Annotated in this window: 17 protein-coding genes; 10 read left to right on the top strand and 7 right to left on the bottom strand. The window is 63.1% G+C overall.

From position 1 onward, the window contains the following. The first annotated feature begins 195 nt into the window (after positions 1-195). The 3 genes from ABIA70_RS15130 to ABIA70_RS15120 are packed head-to-tail and all read left to right on the top strand — an operon-like array spanning position 196 to position 2,191. Positions 196-504 (top strand): PLD nuclease N-terminal domain-containing protein, encoded by a 309-nt coding sequence (locus tag ABIA70_RS15130; RefSeq protein WP_354148395.1) that lies wholly within the window; start codon positions 196-198, stop codon positions 502-504. After that, on the top strand, positions 501-1,430 hold the full coding sequence (locus ABIA70_RS15125; RefSeq protein WP_354148394.1) for an ABC transporter ATP-binding protein: 930 nt from the start codon (positions 501-503) through the stop codon (positions 1,428-1,430). Before ABIA70_RS15130 ends, ABIA70_RS15125 begins: the two co-directional genes overlap by 4 nt. Continuing rightward, positions 1,427-2,191, top strand: a complete 765-nt coding sequence (locus ABIA70_RS15120; RefSeq protein WP_354148393.1) for an ABC transporter permease — start codon at positions 1,427-1,429, stop codon at positions 2,189-2,191. Before ABIA70_RS15125 ends, ABIA70_RS15120 begins: the two co-directional genes overlap by 4 nt. On the opposite strand, the gene ABIA70_RS15115 is transcribed toward ABIA70_RS15120, so the two are convergent. The 3 genes from ABIA70_RS15115 to ABIA70_RS15105 all read right to left on the bottom strand — a co-directional run bounded on the left by ABIA70_RS15115 (position 2,186) and on the right by ABIA70_RS15105 (position 6,551). Beyond that, positions 2,186-5,440, bottom strand: coding sequence for an HAD-IA family hydrolase (locus ABIA70_RS15115; protein ID WP_354148392.1), 3,255 nt, complete (start codon positions 5,438-5,440; stop codon positions 2,186-2,188). The genes ABIA70_RS15120 and ABIA70_RS15115 overlap by 6 nt on opposite strands. A 12-nt stretch (positions 5,441-5,452) precedes the next feature. Continuing rightward, positions 5,453-6,304, bottom strand: a complete 852-nt coding sequence (locus tag ABIA70_RS15110) for a hypothetical protein (RefSeq protein WP_354148391.1) — start codon at positions 6,302-6,304, stop codon at positions 5,453-5,455. Between the two features lie 97 nt (positions 6,305-6,401). After that, the gene (locus ABIA70_RS15105; protein WP_354148390.1) at positions 6,402-6,551 is read right to left on the bottom strand and encodes a hypothetical protein; all 150 of its coding nucleotides are present in this window, start codon (positions 6,549-6,551) and stop codon (positions 6,402-6,404) included. A gap of 190 nt (positions 6,552-6,741) precedes the next feature. On the opposite strand from ABIA70_RS15105, the gene ABIA70_RS15100 reads away from it, so the two are divergent. Next, positions 6,742-7,161 (top strand): DUF3054 domain-containing protein, encoded by a 420-nt coding sequence (locus tag ABIA70_RS15100; RefSeq protein ID WP_354148389.1) that lies wholly within the window; start codon positions 6,742-6,744, stop codon positions 7,159-7,161. An 83-nt stretch (positions 7,162-7,244) separates the two neighbouring features. Then, positions 7,245-7,526: an Lrp/AsnC family transcriptional regulator gene (locus ABIA70_RS15095; RefSeq protein WP_056340053.1), complete on the top strand. Its 282-nt coding sequence runs from the start codon at positions 7,245-7,247 to the stop codon at positions 7,524-7,526. Positions 7,527-7,597: 71 nt separating this feature from the next. On the opposite strand, the gene trpD is transcribed toward ABIA70_RS15095, so the two are convergent. Then, on the bottom strand, positions 7,598-8,656 hold the full coding sequence (gene trpD, locus ABIA70_RS15090) for an anthranilate phosphoribosyltransferase (RefSeq protein WP_354148388.1): 1,059 nt from the start codon (positions 8,654-8,656) through the stop codon (positions 7,598-7,600). 148 nt (positions 8,657-8,804) lie between these two features. Here trpD and ctaE point away from each other — a divergent pair, with 148 nt between their 5' ends. The 4 genes from ctaE to qcrB all read left to right on the top strand — a co-directional run bounded on the left by ctaE (position 8,805) and on the right by qcrB (position 13,137). Next, positions 8,805-9,443, top strand: a complete 639-nt coding sequence (ctaE, locus tag ABIA70_RS15085) for an aa3-type cytochrome oxidase subunit III (RefSeq protein WP_181365225.1) — start codon at positions 8,805-8,807, stop codon at positions 9,441-9,443. Positions 9,444-9,529: 86 nt separating this feature from the next. Further along, positions 9,530-10,318 (top strand): cytochrome bc1 complex diheme cytochrome c subunit, encoded by a 789-nt coding sequence (gene qcrC, locus ABIA70_RS15080; RefSeq protein ID WP_354148386.1) that lies wholly within the window; start codon positions 9,530-9,532, stop codon positions 10,316-10,318. Positions 10,319-10,418: 100 nt separating this feature from the next. After that, the gene (qcrA, locus tag ABIA70_RS15075; RefSeq protein WP_354148385.1) at positions 10,419-11,486 is read left to right on the top strand and encodes a cytochrome bc1 complex Rieske iron-sulfur subunit; all 1,068 of its coding nucleotides are present in this window, start codon (positions 10,419-10,421) and stop codon (positions 11,484-11,486) included. Further along, entirely contained in the window at positions 11,464-13,137 is a 1,674-nt protein-coding gene (gene qcrB, locus ABIA70_RS15070) for a cytochrome bc1 complex cytochrome b subunit (RefSeq protein ID WP_354148384.1), read from the top strand. Before qcrA ends, qcrB begins: the two co-directional genes overlap by 23 nt. 86 nt (positions 13,138-13,223) lie before the next feature. Here the strand turns inward: qcrB and ABIA70_RS15065 are convergent, their stop codons facing one another. After that, the gene (locus ABIA70_RS15065) at positions 13,224-14,015 is read right to left on the bottom strand and encodes a GntR family transcriptional regulator (RefSeq protein ID WP_354148383.1); all 792 of its coding nucleotides are present in this window, start codon (positions 14,013-14,015) and stop codon (positions 13,224-13,226) included. Between the two features lie 193 nt (positions 14,016-14,208). Here ABIA70_RS15065 and ABIA70_RS15060 point away from each other — a divergent pair, with 193 nt between their 5' ends. After that, complete coding sequence (locus ABIA70_RS15060; protein WP_354148694.1) at positions 14,209-14,496, top strand: HPr family phosphocarrier protein; 288 nt, start codon at positions 14,209-14,211, stop codon at positions 14,494-14,496. A gap of 526 nt (positions 14,497-15,022) precedes the next feature. On the opposite strand, the gene ABIA70_RS15055 is transcribed toward ABIA70_RS15060, so the two are convergent. After that, positions 15,023-15,424: a cytochrome c oxidase subunit 4 gene (locus ABIA70_RS15055; RefSeq protein WP_354148382.1), complete on the bottom strand. Its 402-nt coding sequence runs from the start codon at positions 15,422-15,424 to the stop codon at positions 15,023-15,025. Next, positions 15,421-17,154 (bottom strand): aa3-type cytochrome oxidase subunit I, encoded by a 1,734-nt coding sequence (gene ctaD, locus ABIA70_RS15050; protein ID WP_502917213.1) that lies wholly within the window; start codon positions 17,152-17,154, stop codon positions 15,421-15,423. Before ctaD ends, ABIA70_RS15055 begins: the two co-directional genes overlap by 4 nt. Between the last annotated feature and the right edge of the window lie 8 nt (positions 17,155-17,162).

Raw genomic sequence — 17,162 nt, 5'->3', positions numbered from 1 at the left:
TCCAAGTCCGGACAGTCTGGTTCGTTGACAGGCAAACACCGGGCAGACCGCAGCGTCCAGTGCCGAAGGTCACAGTGCACGCCAGGCCGAAAGGGGTCACAAACTGCAGTGACCAAAGACTCTGGCTGTTTACCTCCGTGGCCCCCAGTCTTGAACCTGATACGCGGTTGAAGTGCGCGTGGAAGGGCGGACGCCATGACGTACCAAACTCCCCTGCCCACGGGAATCATCGTGGTGCTTGCACTCGTCGCTGCGCTCGCCGTCACCCTGGACATTGTTGCCTTGGTGGATCTCTACCGCCGGAAGCCTGAGGAAGTCCTTTTCGGCAACAAATGGCTTTGGCTGGCAGTTATCGTGCTCATGAGCCTTATCGGCGCCATCCTCTACCTGGCGCAGGGCCGTGTGCATTCCGCGCCGTCAGTATCCGCCCCGCCGGAACGGGACAGCACTTCCGGCATTGCAGACAAGCTTTACGGCCGCAGGAACGGCACGGGGCAACGGTGACACCTGCCATCAGGACCACCGGGCTGACCAAAGCCTACGGCCGGAAACTTGCGCTCGACACCGTTGACCTGAGGGTGGAGCGTGGGGCCATCTTCGGGTTCCTCGGGCCCAATGGTGCCGGCAAGACAACGATGATCCGCATTTTGGCAGGACTGGCACGGGCAAGCACCGGATCCGTCGAGGTGCTTGGTCACAGGGTTGCGGGAGGGGACCCGCTGATGCGGTCCGACATCGGGTTTCTTCCAGACGTTCCCGCCTTTTACAGCTGGATGGACGCCCACGAGACCCTCCGTTTTGCGGGGCAGCTGTGCGGACTCAGCGGGGCTCAACTGAATGAAAGGGCCGCGCTGCTCCTCGGTCTTGCCGGGCTTGAGCGGGTCAGCGCCAGGGTTGGCGACTATTCCCGCGGGATGCGGCAAAGGCTTGGACTCGCACAGGCCCTGATCAATGCACCCAGCCTGCTTCTGCTCGACGAACCCACCAGTGCCCTTGATCCTATGGGCCGCAAGGACATTCTGGACTTCATTGAATCGCTGCGGGGCCGGACTACGGTCTTCTTCTCGACCCACATCCTTGCCGACGTCGAGCGCGTGTGCGATTCGGTGGCCATTCTGGACCAGGGGCGCGTTGTCGCACAGGCTCCCATGGACGAACTCAAGGACCGTTACGGCAGGCAGCGGATAGTGCTGGAGGTTACCGAGGGCGCCGACAAGCTGGCGGCGGCGATCTCGCGCTGCAGCTGGGCCAGGTCCGTCGCTCCCGGCCCGCAGGGCGAGATCAGCGTCACGGTCAGCGACCTTGCCGCAGCGCGGCACCAAATCCCGGTCCTGGTGAGCGCTCAAGGTACAGGCCTCGCGCGGCTGGAGGCAGGCGAGCTCGGGCTGGAAGAAGTGTTCGTCGAGCTGATCAAGGGTGACCGGCCGTGAACAGTTCAATGGTGTTTGCACACAAGGAAGTCCGAGAGATCGGCCGCACCTGGCGCATCTGGGTGCTTCCCGCCGTCGTCCTCTTCTTTGCAGCCACCGGTCCGCCACTGGCACGTTTCACGCCCGAGCTCATCAGCAGCATTGCTGGTGACCAGCTCGGACAGATCAAACTTCCCGCGCCCACCTACCGCGATTCCTACGCGCAGTGGACCAAGAACGTTTCCCAAATCATCATGTTCGTGCTCATCATCATCTACGGGAGCCTCATCTCCTCGGAGGTTAAGAGCGGGACGGCGGTTTTTGCGCTCACCAAGCCGCTCTCCCGGACCGCGTTCGTCACTGTCAAGGCTGTTATCCACTCGTGCTACGTCGCCGGAGTACTGGCGGCAGGAACCCTCATTACCTGGGCAGGGACAGCCGCTTTCTTCGGCGAAGCCCCGGGCGGGCCGCTGTGGACAGCTGGAGGCCTCCTTCTTGTGCTCAGCGTCCTCTTCGTCACACTCATGACGTTGTTGTCGGTAGCCATATCTTCCACCGCCGGAGCAGCCGGTGCGGGGGTGGGGATATACGCGGTCCTCAGCATCGGTGCCATCTGGAAACCACTGAGCAGCTACTCCCCGGCGGGTCTGGCGGGTAACGCCGCTTCCATTGCCGCGGGCACAGGGGAACCCTCGCTGCTCTGGCCTGTGACAACGTCCGTGGTGATCTCCGCGGCCTTGGTTGCACTGGCCGTAGCCGTGTTCCAGCACAAGGAGCTATAGAGAATCAAGCGTGAAATGACAGGTCTCACCCGCGCCCAGGAGTGCCTGCTCGGGACCAACCTGCACACAGATGGCGGCGGCATCACCGGGAGCTGTGGACACGGTCAGTCTTCCGTGCTCGAGGTTGACCGTCAGCAGATGGTCCCGGTAACGGACGCGGAAAGACACCGTCCGGATGCCTTTGGGCATTCTCGGCGCAAACAGCAGTGCATCCCGGGTAATCCTGAGGCCGGCAAAGCTGCGCTGGACGACGTCGATTGTTCCCGCCATCGCGCCAAGGTGAATGCCCGTGTGGGTGGTGCCGCCCTGCGTGTCGTCAAGATCGGCACTGAGTGCTTCCCGGAAGGTCGTCCAGGCCCGGTCAGGATCCCGTGCTGCCAGGACCGAAGCGTGGGCGACCCGGCTCAGGGTGGATCCATGCGCCGTCCGGGCAAGGTAATAATCGACCGTTCCGGCGAGCTGGGCTGCTGACACTTCATAGCCCAGCCGGGCCAGGGAGTCGGTCAACTCCTTCTCCCCCAGGACATACAGCAGCATCAGCACGTCAGCCTGTTTCGCCAGTCTGTAACGGTTGGTACTGTCACCCTCAGCTTCGAGGATCAGGTCCAGGCGTTCAATGTTGCCGTAAGTGTTGCGGTAGTGCTCCCAGTCCAGTTCCAACAGGTCCTCGTACCCGGCGAACTGGCTGATGATGCCATCGTGGAAGGGCACCGACATCCTTCTGCTCACGCGCATCCAACCCCCTATTTCGGCGGGTTCGATGGAAAAGCGTGCCTGCAGGTCTTCCAGATCGTGGCCATGGAGAAGCGTCATGATCTCGCAGGCCTGGGCACATACCCAGGCGGCCATGACGTTCGTGTAAGCGTTGTCATCCAGCCCGGCTTCCTTCTTTCCGGGATAGCCGGTGTGGTATTCATCGGGCCCCATGAGGCCCCGCAGATGAAACCGTTCCGAGTCCTGGTCGTAGTCGGCCATGGAGACAACCAGCCGGGCAACCTCCACGATCAGCTCGGCCCCGTGGCGGAGGAGCCACTCCTTGTCCTGCGTGGCCAGGAAATACTGCCAGGCGTTGTAGGCCACCGCCAGGCCTGCGTGGCGCTGAAGATGGGAGTGGTCCAGTACCCACCGGCCCGAGCGCCTGTTGTAAAGCCACCGGGGTGTCTCTTCCCGCCCGTCACTGCCGCTTTGCCAGGGAAAGAGCGCCCCCCGGAAGCCGGACGCCGCCGCGGCTTCCCGTGCTGCCGGGAGCCGCCGCCACCGGTAATTGATGAGGGAACGCGCCACCATCGGCATCCGGGATGTCAGGAGCGGCAGGACGAAGAGTTCGTCCCAGAAGATGTGGCCGCGGTAGCCCTCCCCGTGGAGACCGCGCGCGGGCACGCCGGCATCCAGTTCGGCCGTATGCGGGCTCAAGGTCTGGAGCAGGTGGAAGACATGAAGGTTCAGGATCAGCTGGACCTGCGGGCTTCCGTCCAGTTCTATGGCGAACAGGCGCAGGAGCCTGCTCCAGGCGTCCTCATGGTCCGTGAGCATCTCCTCGAAGCCCTTGCCTGCGGCCCTGAGGACGGTCAACGCAGCCAGCGACGGGGACGCGATTGCCCGGTCCCGGGAACACACCATGGCTGCCGTTTTGGTCACCACCGCCGGCACCCCGTCGGCCAACCGGACCACCCAGGAGCGGTAGGACAGCCCGGCTTCCTCCCCCGGCACCCCGTTGTCTGCCTGGCCGGCGGCTGACCCCACTCCGGCCGGCTTCCCGCCGGCTGACTCCCCGCCGGGGGGCTCCAGTCCGGCCGGATCCCCGCCGGGGGGCGCTCCCACGGTCGCGATTGTGGAGATGTCGGTGCGCAAAGCGGTGGCAACCCTGACATGGCTTTGGCTCGTTTCCACCTCGACCACCGGTACCGGCCCAGCAGGGTCCGGTTCTCCCAACCGGACAAGGTGGTGGTGGGACAGGAGCGCGTCCTCCGGGACATTTTCGTTGGTCACGCCGGTGTCCACCCCGCTGCGTACCGTCACCGGCCCGCTCCACCCCTGGGCAGTGAGGGTGGTTTCCAGAGCCATCAGGTGCGGCTGGGCCATCGACACAAACCGGCGCTGGACCACTGCCAGCCGTCGCCCGTCCGGTGCTTCCAGAAGGATTTGGCGTTCGAGGATGGCCCTGCGCATGTCGAGCACCCGCCGCTCACGGAGAATCTTCAGACCACCTCCTGACCACCACCCTGATTCGTCCAGCCGGATATCCAGCACCAGCCAGTTGGGCTGGTTCACCATGTGCTCGTCCTCGGTGTCCTGGCCCTGCACGCGGCTTACCAGCCGGTTGTAGACCCCGGCCAGGTAAGTCCCCGGATAATGGACCTCGCTCATCCGGGCCTCCGGAGCAGCGCCGCGGACAGCCACATACCCGTTGCCGAGGGTGGTCAGGGCCTCCCGGTGACCTTCGTGCGCCGGATCGTAGCCCTCATAGATCAGGCGCCACGGGTCCGTGAGGACGCGGCCCAGATCGAGTTGGCTGACGTCTGTCAGTACAACATCGGCACCGGCTGCCTCCAGTTCGGCCCGCCGTTCGTCTCTGTCTATCCCCACCACCAGGCCAAAGCCGCCGCGGCGTGCAGCCTCCACGCCCGCCACTGCGTCCTCGATCACGACGGCGCGTGCCGCAGGGATCCCCAGCCGGTGTACCACTTCAAGAAACAGCGCCGGGTCAGGTTTACCCGGCAGCCCCAACTCGCCGGCGACGACGCCGCCCACCACCAGGTCAAATGCGTCGGAGAGGCCCGCGGCCGCCAGGACAGCGGCTGCATTTCGGCTTGAAGTCGCCAGGACCACCGGAACCCGTGCTGAGCGGAGCCTTTCGAGCAGGGCAACGGTTCCCGGAAATGGCCTGACCCCATCACGTCCCAGCCGCGCCCTGAAGAGCTGGTCCTTACGCTTGGCCAGGCCTTGGACTGTCCACTCCCCGGCGGCATCGGTGGCCGTGCCTGCGGCCAGGGTGACCCCCCGCGATTTGAGGAATACCTCAACGCCGTCATTCCGGGGCCGGCCATCCACATAGGTGAGGTAATCGGCGCTGCTGAAGGGCTGCGTTGCAGTCCCGGCCGGGATGCGCGGGTCTTTCATCACCTCGTCAAAGAGTTCCCTCCACGCTGCCTCATGGACCGCGGCAGTGTCTGTCACGACTCCGTCAAGATCGAAAATAACAGCGTCAAAGGGTGAGAGGGCTGCTGAGACTGTGGGCGAGTGGTCCATGGGTGTCCACCATCAGCGCCTGGAGGTGGAGCCGGTATGCCTTTGGTGCGCTGCGCGCTGCGCAGGTTGGCCAGGCCCCGCTGTGAGTTCCAGCCTGAGCAGGTGTAATGCGCCGAGGACCCCGAAAAACACGGAGAGAACCAGGGAGGTCCAGAAGGACTGGATATTTGTGTCCAGGCCGAACAGTGGCTTCACAAGCTCGCCCAACGCCAGCGAAAAGATCAGCGCAAACCCGAGGACGTACAGTGCCGGCAAGAGGAGCATTCCAAGCGGACGGGACCGGTAGGCGAGGATGGCCAGCAGCAGGAAGCCCGGCATGATGAAACAAAGGTCAAGGATGAAAATGGAGTACAGCGAGTCGATCTGGTTTCCGCTGCTCATCAGGGGCAACAGCATGCCGATCCAGAGCGGATAGAAGATCATCGGCTGCAGCAATGCTCCGGAGGCCGAGATCAGGCGGAGGGACCGGGGAAGCTCCGGCGCCCGGAAATCCCGTTGGAGGCTGGCCCCCGCGGCTATGAGCGCCCAAAAGGAGAGGCTGAAGATAGCCAGGTACACGAGGTAGAAGCCGTTGTAGGTGCGTTCAATGACATAGATACCGAAGGCGTAAAAGAGGTACCCAAGCAGGCCCAGCGCAATGATCTGCCCCTTGGCCTGCTCCCTTCCGCCCGCCAGGGCCACGGAAATCAGCCCGACTGACGCCACAATCGAAATGAGGTCCTGGGAAAATGCCCCCGGAACCAGCTCGCTCGAGACCACACCCGCATAGATCCCCGGAACTGCCACACCCGTCACCGCTGCCACGAGCGCGAGCAGGCCGGTGACCGCCCAAAGGACACTGTGAAGCCGGAGGTTGTTGAGCACGACTGTCGTGGCCTTCCTTTCAAAGCCAACTCAAACACTGGTCTTTTTGCCCCGGGCAGAGGCTTTGGTCCCTGCCATCCCTGCCCGGAGGTCCGGTTCAGCGCCTCGGACCCAAGCCGGCCCCGATCAGGGCCCCCAGCCCCGCTCCCAATGCCACGCCAATGAATGGACTGTCGAAAACAGTCAGGCCAAGCGCGATTCCCAGGGCGGCTCCCAGGAGCACGCCGATCCACAGTGCACTATTCATTGACACAGTATGAAACCACCCGGCGGGCGGTGCCAGCCGCCATTGGTGACCTGCTCCCTTCCGGCATCACCCGGAGGGGCCAGAGCTTGGGCCCGGGCCTGTTCGTGGACCTGGTCCCGGGCCTGCTGGCCATACAATGGTCCTGGTCCGGTGCCCGGCGGGAGGAGCGGCCACGTTAGGCTGGTAACCGATGACTTCCCAGACTAAGCCGCCCGCCTCCGCCCAGCGGACCGCCAGGCGCGCCGTGGCCGGCGCGGCACTTGCCGATGCCCTCCTGATCCTGGTTTTTGCCGCGATGGGCAGGGACGCGCACCAGCGGGGCGACATCTTTACAGGCGTGCTCCTGACGGCGTGGCCTTTTCTCGCCGGGGCAGCACTTGGCTGGCTCGCAGCCAGGGTTTGGCTGCGTCCGCTCACCGTTCGCCCGTCGGGGCTGGCGGTATGGATCGGCGCAGTCGCCGGCGGCATGGTCCTCCGGGCCATCACAGGGCAAACCGTCGTGATCCCGTTTGTGGTTGTCGCACTCCTCAGCCTGGGATTTTTCCTCGTTGGCTACCGGCTTCTCGTGGCCGGGGCGCGGAGGTTTGGCCGGACGCGAAGCCAGCGTTGATCAATGCCCGCGTGTAATAGGCTGGCAACACCAACAGACTTGCCGGGCACAGCTACGGCCAACAGATCCGGAAGGATTGACTAGTGATCACCGCATTCGTTCTGATCAAGACCGACGCCGCGCGCATCCCGGAAACTGCTGAAGAGATTTCTGCCATCCCCGGCATCAGCGAGGTCTATTCGGTCACGGGAGAATGGGACCTCATCGCCGTCGCCCGTGTTGCGCGGCACGAAGACCTGGCCGACGTCATCGCCGACAAACTCTCCAAGGTGCCCGCCGTCGTCCACACCACCACCCACATTGCCTTTCGCGCCTACTCGCAGCACGATCTCGACGCGGCTTTCGCCCTCGGCTTCGAACAGTAGGCAGCCGCCCGGCCTTACAACGGCGGCGGGCCCGGCTCAGTGCCGGGCCCGCCGCGTTTTTGTGGAAGTTTTCAGGGCTGCGTGAGCGATACCCATTTATCGAGGACGGCAGCGGCGGCGCCTGAGTCAATCGAGTGCGCCGCCCGTGCCAGTGCTGAGCGCATGCGGTCAAGGAACGGGCCCTCCGCCGTCAGATCGTACGCGACGAGGCCGGCCGCAGCGTTGACCAGGACTGCATCCCTGGCCGCCCCTTCGCTGCCCGCCAGCACATCGCGGACGACGGCGGCGTTCGCCTTGGCGTCGCCGCCACGGAGTTCCTCCACCGTTACGGGACGGATTCCCAGGTCGGCCGGTGAAAAAGTCAGCTGGGACACCTTTCCGTCGCGGATTTCCCACACTGTGGAAGGCCCCGTTGTGGTGAGCTCGTCCAACCCGTCATTGCCGCGGAATACCAGGCCCCGGCTTCCCCGCTTCGCCAGAACCCCGGCGACAAGCGGAGCCATCCGGGCGTTTGCTACACCGACGGCGGAAGCCTGAACCAGCGCCGGGTTGGTGAGCGGTCCGAGGAAATTGAAGGCAGTGGGAATCGCGAGTTCGCGCCGGGGCACCGCCGTGTGGCGGAAGGACGGGTGAAACACCTGTGCAAAGCAGAAAGTAATGCCAGCCTCCGCCGCGTTTCGAGCCACCTGCTCAACCGCCAGGTCAAGCCGGACACCGAGGGCTTCGAGCACGTCAGCCGAACCGGAGGACGAGGACGCTGCGCGGTTACCGTGCTTCACTACCCTGGCGCCTGCACCGGCGGCCACCAGGGCGGCCATGGTGGAGATATTCACAGTGTTCAGCTGGTCGCCGCCGGTGCCAACGATGTCCAGCTTTTCACCAGGGATGGTGATGGGCTTCGCGTGTCCCAGCATTGCATCGACCAGCCCCGAGATTTCATCCACGGTCTCGCCCTTGGCACTGAGTGCGACGAGGAATCCGGCTATCTGGGAAGGCGTTGCCTCGCCGGACATGATGGTGTCCATGGCCCATGCCGTATTGTCCGCAGTCAGGTCGGTGCCGTTGATGAGAGCGGAGATGAGCCGCGGCCACGTGTTGCCGGACGCCGGTGCGGTTGCCTGAGAAGTCACCTCCTGATGCTATCCAGCGACCCCCGGCCGTGACCAATGCGAACGGCAGCGGGAACTTTTCCCGGTGATTTCGCGTCTTTGTAGAAAAAGTCCCCGGAAAAGGCGGTTCGCGTTGGGAACTGCGGAGTTTTATAGACATAATGTCTATGTGACATCTGCGACCCATGCCCCCAGTACCCCGGCGCACCCCACGCTGAACCGCCCCAATATGGTTTCTGTCGGAACCGTAGTCTGGCTCTCCAGCGAGTTGATGTTCTTCGCCGGTCTCTTCGCCATGTACTTCACGCTGCGCTCCACGAGCGGGCAGATGTGGGCGGAAGAGACAGCGAAGCTCAACTTCCCCTTTGCGCTCGTCAACACCATCGTCCTCGTGGCCAGTTCGTTTACGTGCCAGATGGGTGTATTCGCCGCCGAACGGCTGCAGCCGCGCAAGACCGGCGGCCCGTTCCAGTTTGTCCGCTGGGGCATGAACGAGTGGTTCACTCTGACGTTCATCATGGGGGCGTTCTTCGTCGCCGGCCAGACCACGGAATACGCCATGCTGGTTTCAGAGCACGTCTCGCTCTCCTCCAACGCCTATGGCTCCGCCTTCTACATCACCACCGGCTTCCACGGCCTCCACGTGATCGGCGGCCTCATCGCCTTCCTCTTCATCATCGGCCGCTCATTCGCGGCGAAGAAGTTCGGCCACTTCGAAGCAACCTCGGCAATTGTCACGTCTTACTACTGGCACTTTGTGGATGTTGTCTGGATCGGCCTCTTCCTGGTCATCTACGTACTGAAGTAGCCAGCTTTGATTCCTTTTCTACAAGAGGCAGAATTTCAAGAAGCGGCTCACGGAGCCGGCGCAGGATCGAATAAAGGAACCACCACGTGAAGGCTCTCTCGCAAAAGCGGCGTCACCCACTTGCAGTAATAGCGCTGCTCCTGATGGGACTCCTCGTCACTGGTGGGCTTTATGCCGTAGCCACCACCGTCAACCAGGCCAAGGCCTCCACCAGCAGCTTCAGTGCCACTGACACTGAAGAAGGCGGAAAGCTCTTTGCCGCCAACTGCGCCACCTGCCACGGCATGGGTGCCAGCGGTACCCAGGACGGCCCCTCCCTCGTGGGCGTCGGTGCAGCTGCGGTTGACTTCCAGGTCGGGACCGGCCGCATGCCGATGCAGATGAACGGCCCCCAGGCCTACAAGAAGCCGGCCCAGTTCAACGATGAACAGACCCACCAGCTTTCAGCCTACGTAGCTTCCCTGGGAGCAGGCCCGGCAATTCCTGAAGAGGGCCTGCTGGACGAAAAGGGTGACGCGGCCGCCGGTGGCGAGCTCTTCCGCGTGAACTGTGCCATGTGCCACAACGCAGCTGCAGCCGGCGGTGCCCTGACCCGCGGCAAGTTCGCTCCGGCCCTCGCTGACGTGTCAGGAAAGCACATCTACGAGGCAATGGTCACCGGTCCGCAGAACATGCCCGTCTTCAGTGACGCGAACGTTTCCCCTGAGGGCAAGCGCGACATCATCACCTTCCTGAAGCAGATCGAAGCCAACGGTTCCCCCGGCGGCGCCGACCTCGGTGCGCTCGGCCCCGTCGCCGAAGGTCTCTTCGTCTGGGTTGCAGGCCTGGGCGTCATCATCGCCTTCACCATCTGGCTGACCTCACGCACGTCCTAGGACGCTGCACCAACATAAACAACTTCTGCTGCCCAGTCAGCAGTTTGACATTGAAAACTAACTCGGCAGACGCCGGGACGAGAGAAGGATGAGGCGAATTATGGGCAACCATAGTGACGGCAGTCCGAACCACTCGGGCACCGTAGCTACGGCTGGTCAGAATGAGGTGGAGAAGTTCCAGGATCCTGGAATTCCCCCGCACCGTTTGCGCCTGGCCGACACGGACCCGAGGGCCGCAAAGCGTGCAGAACGGCAGGTTGCCCTGCTCTTCGGCGCCTCCGTGGTGGGCACCCTGTTGTTCCTGGTGGCGTACTTCGCCATCGATCTGGGCGACGCGAGCATCGCCACCATCCGGCTGCAGAATGCCCTGCTGGGGCTTGGCACGGCGTTCGCCATGCTGGGCATCGGGACCGGCATCGTGCACTGGGCAAAGGCCCTGATGCCGGACCATGAGGTCTCCGAAGAACGCCACGCGATCCGCCACGAAGAGGACCGCCAGGCCGCGGTCCGGATCGTGGACGACATCGTGGAAGAGACCGGCATCAAACGCCGCCCCCTCATCCGTAACACCCTGCTTGGCGCCGTGGCACTCGCACCGCTCCCCGCCCTTGCGATATTCGGTGACCTTGGCCCCCGTCCGGACAAGAAACTGGCCCACACCATGTGGGCGCCGCAGGAAGGCAAGCTCAAGCGCCTCACCCGTGACCCCGACGGCACGCCTATCAAGGCCTCGGACGTGACCCTCGGCTCTGCCTTCCACGTCATTCCGGAAGGCCTGAACGAACTGCATGAAGGCAAACTCAACGAGAAGGCGAAAGCCGTTGTTCTCCTGATGCGTCTTGATCCTGCCTCCCTGAATCCCTCAGCAGGCCGCGAGGACTGGAGCTACAACGGCATCGTTGCCTACTCCAAGATCTGCACCCACGTCGGTTGCCCCGTTGCCCTTTACGAGCAGCAAACGCACCATCTGCTGTGCCCGTGCCACCAGTCCACCTTTGACCTCACCAACGAGTGCAAGGTGATCTTTGGCCCGGCCAGCCGGCCCCTCCCCCAGCTGCCCATCGCAGTTGACGACGAAGGCTACCTGGTCGCCACCAGCGACTTCAATGAACCCGTAGGACCAAGTTACTGGGAGCGTGATGAGCATGAGCGCAGCATCAAGAGCTGAAGCCCCCGCCTTCGTCGCCAAGACCAAAGCCGGACGTATCACTGATTTTGTCGACTCACGGGTCGGCGGGTCGGGGATCCTGCGCGAATTCGGACGAAAAGTATTTCCCGACCACTGGTCGTTTATGTTCGGTGAAGTCGCGCTGTACTCCTTCGTCATTCTTTTGCTGTCGGGAACCTTCCTGACCTTCTTCTTTGACCCCTCCATGGCGGAAACGCACTACGACGGGTCCTACGTTCCGCTGAAGAACGTCGAAATGTCGGTGGCCTACAGCTCGTCGCTGGATATCTCCTTTGACGTTCGCGGCGGCCTCTTCATGCGCCAGGTACACCACTGGGCTGCACTCCTGTTCGTGGCCTCCATCGCTGTACACATGCTCCGGGTGTTCTTCACCGGCGCGTTCCGCAAGCCGCGCGAAATGAACTGGGTGGTAGGCGGCGTCCTGCTCATCCTGGCCATGGCCGCCGGCTTCACCGGTTACTCCCTCCCTGATGACCTGCTGTCCGGCAACGGCCTGCGGATCATCGACGGCGTCATCAAGTCCATTCCGGTGATCGGCACCTACATCTCCTTCTTCCTGTTCGGTGGAGAGTTCCCCGGGACCATGGTCATCGGCCGCCTGTACATGCTCCACATCCTGCTGGTGCCCGCCCTCATCCTCCTGATGATCGTGCTTCACCTCTTCATGGTTGTTGTCCACAAGCACACGCAGTATCCCGGCCCGGGCCGCAATGACGGCAACGTCGTTGGGTACCCGCTGGGACCTGTCTACGCAGCCAAGGCCGGCGGCTTCTTCTTCATCGTCTTCGGTGTCGTGGCACTTATGGCAGCGTTCTTCACGATCAACCCGATCTGGAACTACGGGCCCTACGACCCCTCACCGGTGTCCGCCGGTACCCAGCCTGACTGGTACATCGGTTTCGTCGACGGCGCCCTCCGGCTCATGCCCGGTGTGATCGGTGACTTCCACTTCGAGTACGTGATCTTCGGTTACGTGCTGACCCTGAACGTACTGCTTCCGGCCCTGGTGCCGGCAGGAATCCTGTTTACGGTGATGTTCATGTACCCGTGGATCGAGAGCTGGATCACCAAGGACAACCGCGAACACCACGTCCTGGACCGCCCGCGCAACGCCCCCACCCGCACCGCCATTGGTGTTGCAGGCTTCGTCTGGTACTGCGTGATGTGGGCGGCTGCAGGTTCGGACCTCATCGCCACCCACTTCCACGTATCGCTGAACGACGTCACCTACTGGTTGCGGACGCTGTTCTTCATCGGCCCGATCATCGCGTTCGTCGTCACCAAGCGTGTGGCTTTGGCGCTCCAGCGCAAGGACCGCGAGATCGCACTGCACGGCCGCGAAACCGGCCGCATCGTGCGTCTGCCGCACGGCGAATTCATCGAAGTACACGCCCCGCTGGACGAGTACAAGCGTTACAAGCTGGTGGGCTTTGAGTCACCGCGGCCGTTGCCTGCAGTCCCCAACGACCACGGCGTTGTCACCCGCAAGGAAAAGCGGCGCGCGTTCCTGTCGAGGTGGTTCTTCGAGGACCGCGTTGCACCGGCCACTCCCGCCGAACTGGAGGCCGCACACGGCCACCACGCCCCCGCAGTGGAGGCGGCAGCGGAAAGCAAGAGCCTCAGCCACTGATGCACAGCGGTTTCTGATCCGATACGAAAGGCCCGGTCCATTGGACCGGGCCTTTCGTATTGGAGCCCGCTTCGCCGGAATGGCGACTAGTGGTTGCGGTAACCCGAGGAATTGCTGCGCGCAGGCCTGGCCCCAGGCCGCTGGAGGGGCACCCATAGTTTGTACCTGTCGGCGCGGTAGTACGAGACGGAGTAGTCAACCATCGCCTTGGCAACAAATGCATGGCGCTGGATTTTCAGCAGCGGTGTGCCGACGTCAACGTTGAGCAGGCGGGCTGTGGACGGTGACGCCGCAGTGGCCTCAATCATGTCCTCTCCCCACTCCATGACAAGGCCGAACTGTTCATTGAGCACGTTGTACAGGGACGTTGGCGGGTCGCCGTCCAGCAGCCCTGGCACCCGGTGGGCCGGAATGAAATTCTCATCCACGCTCATTGGCTCGCCGTCCGCCAGCAAAAGCCGCCGGAAGCGGACCAGGGGTGTGCCCTCCTCGACCTGGAGCTCGCGGGCCAGAAACGCGCTGGCGCTGATCTGCTCGAAGCTGAGGACTTTCGCCGCCGGGACCATTCCGCGGCGCTGCATCTCCTCGCTGTAGGAGGTGAGCTTCACCTGGAGGTCCAGTTTTGGCTTCCGGACGAAGGTGCCGAGACCCACTACACGCTCGATGACCTCCTCGCCGACGAGGGCATCGATGGCCTGGCGGACCGTCATCCGGGCGAGGCCGAACCGGGTCGCCAGATCGCGTTCGGACGGCAGCGCAGAGCCCGGCGGGCACGAGTCGCTGATGTAGGCCCTGAGGATCTCCCTCAGTTGGACATAGATGGCAATTCCGTTGCTGCGGTCGATCTCACCGGCAACTCCGCTGGCATCAGCAGCCATGGAGGGACGCTTCTGCTTCTGTGTTCACCCTCCAATGTTAAAGCAAGTTCAAGCAGGTCTAGACCAGCTTGGAGCCGAAGGAGAGCCGGGACGGCCATCATTTGGATGAGCCAGCACCGGGCCGGATAATTGGACAGGAAAATTCAGCTGAAGACGGTGGGGGCCGTTAGGGAAAAAGGGAGTCCACTTGCCGGTGCATAAGGCCGTTGTATCAGCGTCGATCGGCTTGCACGCCCGCCCCGCCGCGGTGTTTGTCAGGGCCGTGAATGAAACAGGACTTCCCGTCCGGATCAGGAAAGCGGGCATCGAAGGGGTCGACGCACGGTCGCTGCTGGAAGTTATGACGGCGGATTTTTCGTTTGGCTGCGAGGTTGAGCTTTCCATACCTGACAGCGCCGTTGCTGGCCCCACCGGCCTCCGGACAGCCGAGGCGGCCCTCCAGTCCCTGGCCGAACTTCTGGAGTCCCAGGGGGCACGCTGACGCCCTGGGAGCGGAAACCGGACCCCGCCGTCGTCCCCCCCAAACCCTCTTTCACTTCCTGCCGCGATTTACCAAACCCTCTCTCACTTCCTGCAGCGAATCCCCAAACCCTCTTTCAGCTTCGGCAGCGCGTTGGCTGTCTGGGCCGGGTACCGGGAGCCGACCTTCTGCCGTCCGGAGCGAACACGCAGTTCGGATCGTCATACCTGAAGTGAAAGAGCGTCGCGCGAAAACCCGCAGGAAGTGAAAGAGCGTCGCGGGAAAATCCGCAGGAAGTGAAAGAGCGTCGACGGAAAACCCGCAGGAAGTGAGAGAGCGTCGCTGGGGCTCCCCGGCAGCACGCGGCCGCCATGGTAAGCCCGGTTCTGTCTATTGCAAGGACGCAGACCCCGCCTCAGGATTCCGCCGCTTCAGCCGGACCGGTTGGGCCGCCCATTGCGAAGAATGCAAACAAACGACGTCGGGCCCCACCAAAAGGCGGGGCCCGACGTCGTTGCTTGAAACTTCAGAACGGCTTTAGCGGGACCTAGTGTGCGTGGTCTCCACGGCTGTATTCGAAGACCCAGCCAACAAGGGCCACGACAGCGAGTCCGCCGGCAATGAACACAATCCAGAAGCCGACTGCCAGGCCGAGGAATCCACCTGCACAGGCAAGACCCAGGACCAGCGGCCACCAGCTCCAGGGGCTGAAATGACCCTGCTCGCCGGCACCCTCATGGACCTCGGCGTCACTGCGGTCCTCCGGACGGGGACCGACGCGCTTGCCGGTGAAGCCGAGGTAGGCGCCGATCATGCCGGCAAGGCCGGCCAGCAGCAAGACACCCAACAGGCCCACAGGCTCGTTCCAGTTGGTCAGGAAACCATAAACCAAGGCGACCGGAATGAAGAAGAAAACGCCGCCTCCAAAAATCCATGATTCGATCTTCACTTGGCTGTGTCCTTCTGGTCGGCGTTACCGAGAACCGAGGCGGCCGGAGCCGGTGACTCCACTGTATGTACCTGGGAGAGCTCGGGGTGGTGCAGGTCCAATGCCGGGCGTTCCGAACGGATGCGCGGCAGGGAGGTGAAGTTGTGGCGGGGCGGCGGGCAGGATGTAGCCCATTCCAGCGAAGCGCCGAAGCCCCAGGGATCGTCCACCTCAACACGTTCGGCACTGCGCCAGGTGATGTAAACGTTCCAGAAGAACGGGATCAGCGAAGCACCCAGCACGAAGGACGCCACCGTGGAGAACTGGTTCATCCAGGTGAAGTTGTCCTCCACCAGGTAGTCGGCGTAGCGGCGGGGCATGCCCTCGACACCGAGCCAGTGCTGGATGAGGAACGTGCCGTGGAAGCCCAGGAACAGGAGCCAGAAGTGGATCTTGCCCAGGCGTTCGTTCAACATCTTGCCGGTGAACTTGGGCCACCAGAAGTAGAAGCCCGCGAACATTGCGAACACCACGGTGCCGAACACCACGTAGTGGAAGTGCGCCACCACGAAGTAGGAGTCAGAGACGTGGAAGTCCAGCGGCGGTGAGGCCAGGATGATGCCGGTCAGGCCACCGAAGAGGAAGGTGATGAGGAAGCCGATGCTCCACAGCATGGGGGTCTCGAAGGTCAGGGACCCCCGCCACATGGTGCCGATCCAGTTGAAGAATTTCACGCCGGTCGGTACTGCGATCAGCATGGTCATGAAGGCGAAGAACGGCAGCAGGACCGAGCCGGTCACGTACATGTGGTGGGCCCACACCGTCACGGACAGGGCGGCGATGGAGATCGTCGCGTAAATCAGGCCCTTGTAGCCGAAGATGGGCTTCCGGCTGAAGACCGGGAAGATCTCCGAAACGATGCCGAAGAACGGCAGGGCGATGATGTACACCTCGGGGTGGCCGAAGAACCAGAACAGGTGCTGCCAGAGGACTGCACCTCCGTTTTCCGGATCAAAGATGTGTGCACCGAAACGGCGGTCCGCGCCGAGGGCGAACAGTGCGGCAGCCAGCGGCGGGAAAGCCATGAGGACCAGGATGGACGTGATCAGGGCGTTCCAGGTGAAAATCGGCATCCGCCACATGGTCATGCCCGGTGCACGCATGCACACGATGGTGGTGATGAAGTTGACCGCACCGAGGATGGTTCCGAAGCCGGACAGGGCCAGGCCGAAGACCCACAGGTCACCGCCGACGCCGGGGCTGAAGGTGGTGTTCGACAGCGGTGCATAGGCGAACCAGCCGAACGAGGCGGCACCCTGCGGGGTGATGAACCCGGAAACCGCAATGGTTGAGCCGAAGAGGAAGAACCAGAAAGCCAGCGCGTTCAGACGGGGGAACGCCACGTCAGGGGCACCGATCTGCAGCGGCATGATCACGTTGGTGAAGCCGGCAAACAGGGGTGTCGCAAACATCAGCAGCATCACCGTGCCGTGCATGGTGAACAGCTGGTTGTACTGCTCCTTGGTCTGCAGGATCTGCATGCCGGGCTCGAACAGTTCGGCGCGGATCAGCAACGCCATCACGCCACCGAAGCAGAAGAACACAAAGGAGGCGATCAGGTACATGTACCCGATGGTCTTGTGGTCAGTGGAGGTGATCCAGTTGACGACGATGCGTCCCTTGGACTTGGGAACCACAGGGGCCGTGAGGACGCCGGTGGTGGGTGCAGATTGAGTGTACGTAGTAGCCACGTCGCTCC

The sequence above is a fragment of the Arthrobacter sp. 754 genome (assembly GCF_040548695.1).
GTDB lineage: Bacteria > Actinomycetota > Actinomycetes > Actinomycetales > Micrococcaceae > Arthrobacter.
This window is presented reverse-complemented; position numbering and strand designations above follow the sequence as displayed.

What these genes read in the sequence shown, in the direction of transcription:
- ABIA70_RS15100 (WP_354148389.1), top strand. Translation starts at nt 6,742, where the DNA reads ATGACTTCCCAGACTAAGCCGCCCGCCTCCGCCCAGCGGACCGCCAGG.
- ABIA70_RS15115 (WP_354148392.1), bottom strand. Translation starts at nt 5,440, where the DNA reads ATGGACCACTCGCCCACAGTCTCAGCAGCCCTCTCACCCTTTGACGCT.
- qcrB (WP_354148384.1), top strand. Translation starts at nt 11,464, where the DNA reads ATGAGCGCAGCATCAAGAGCTGAAGCCCCCGCCTTCGTCGCCAAGACC.
- qcrA (WP_354148385.1), top strand. Translation starts at nt 10,419, where the DNA reads ATGGGCAACCATAGTGACGGCAGTCCGAACCACTCGGGCACCGTAGCT.
- ABIA70_RS15105 (WP_354148390.1), bottom strand. Translation starts at nt 6,551, where the DNA reads ATGAATAGTGCACTGTGGATCGGCGTGCTCCTGGGAGCCGCCCTGGGA.
- ABIA70_RS15065 (WP_354148383.1), bottom strand. Translation starts at nt 14,015, where the DNA reads ATGGCTGCTGATGCCAGCGGAGTTGCCGGTGAGATCGACCGCAGCAAC.
- ABIA70_RS15130 (WP_354148395.1), top strand. Translation starts at nt 196, where the DNA reads ATGACGTACCAAACTCCCCTGCCCACGGGAATCATCGTGGTGCTTGCA.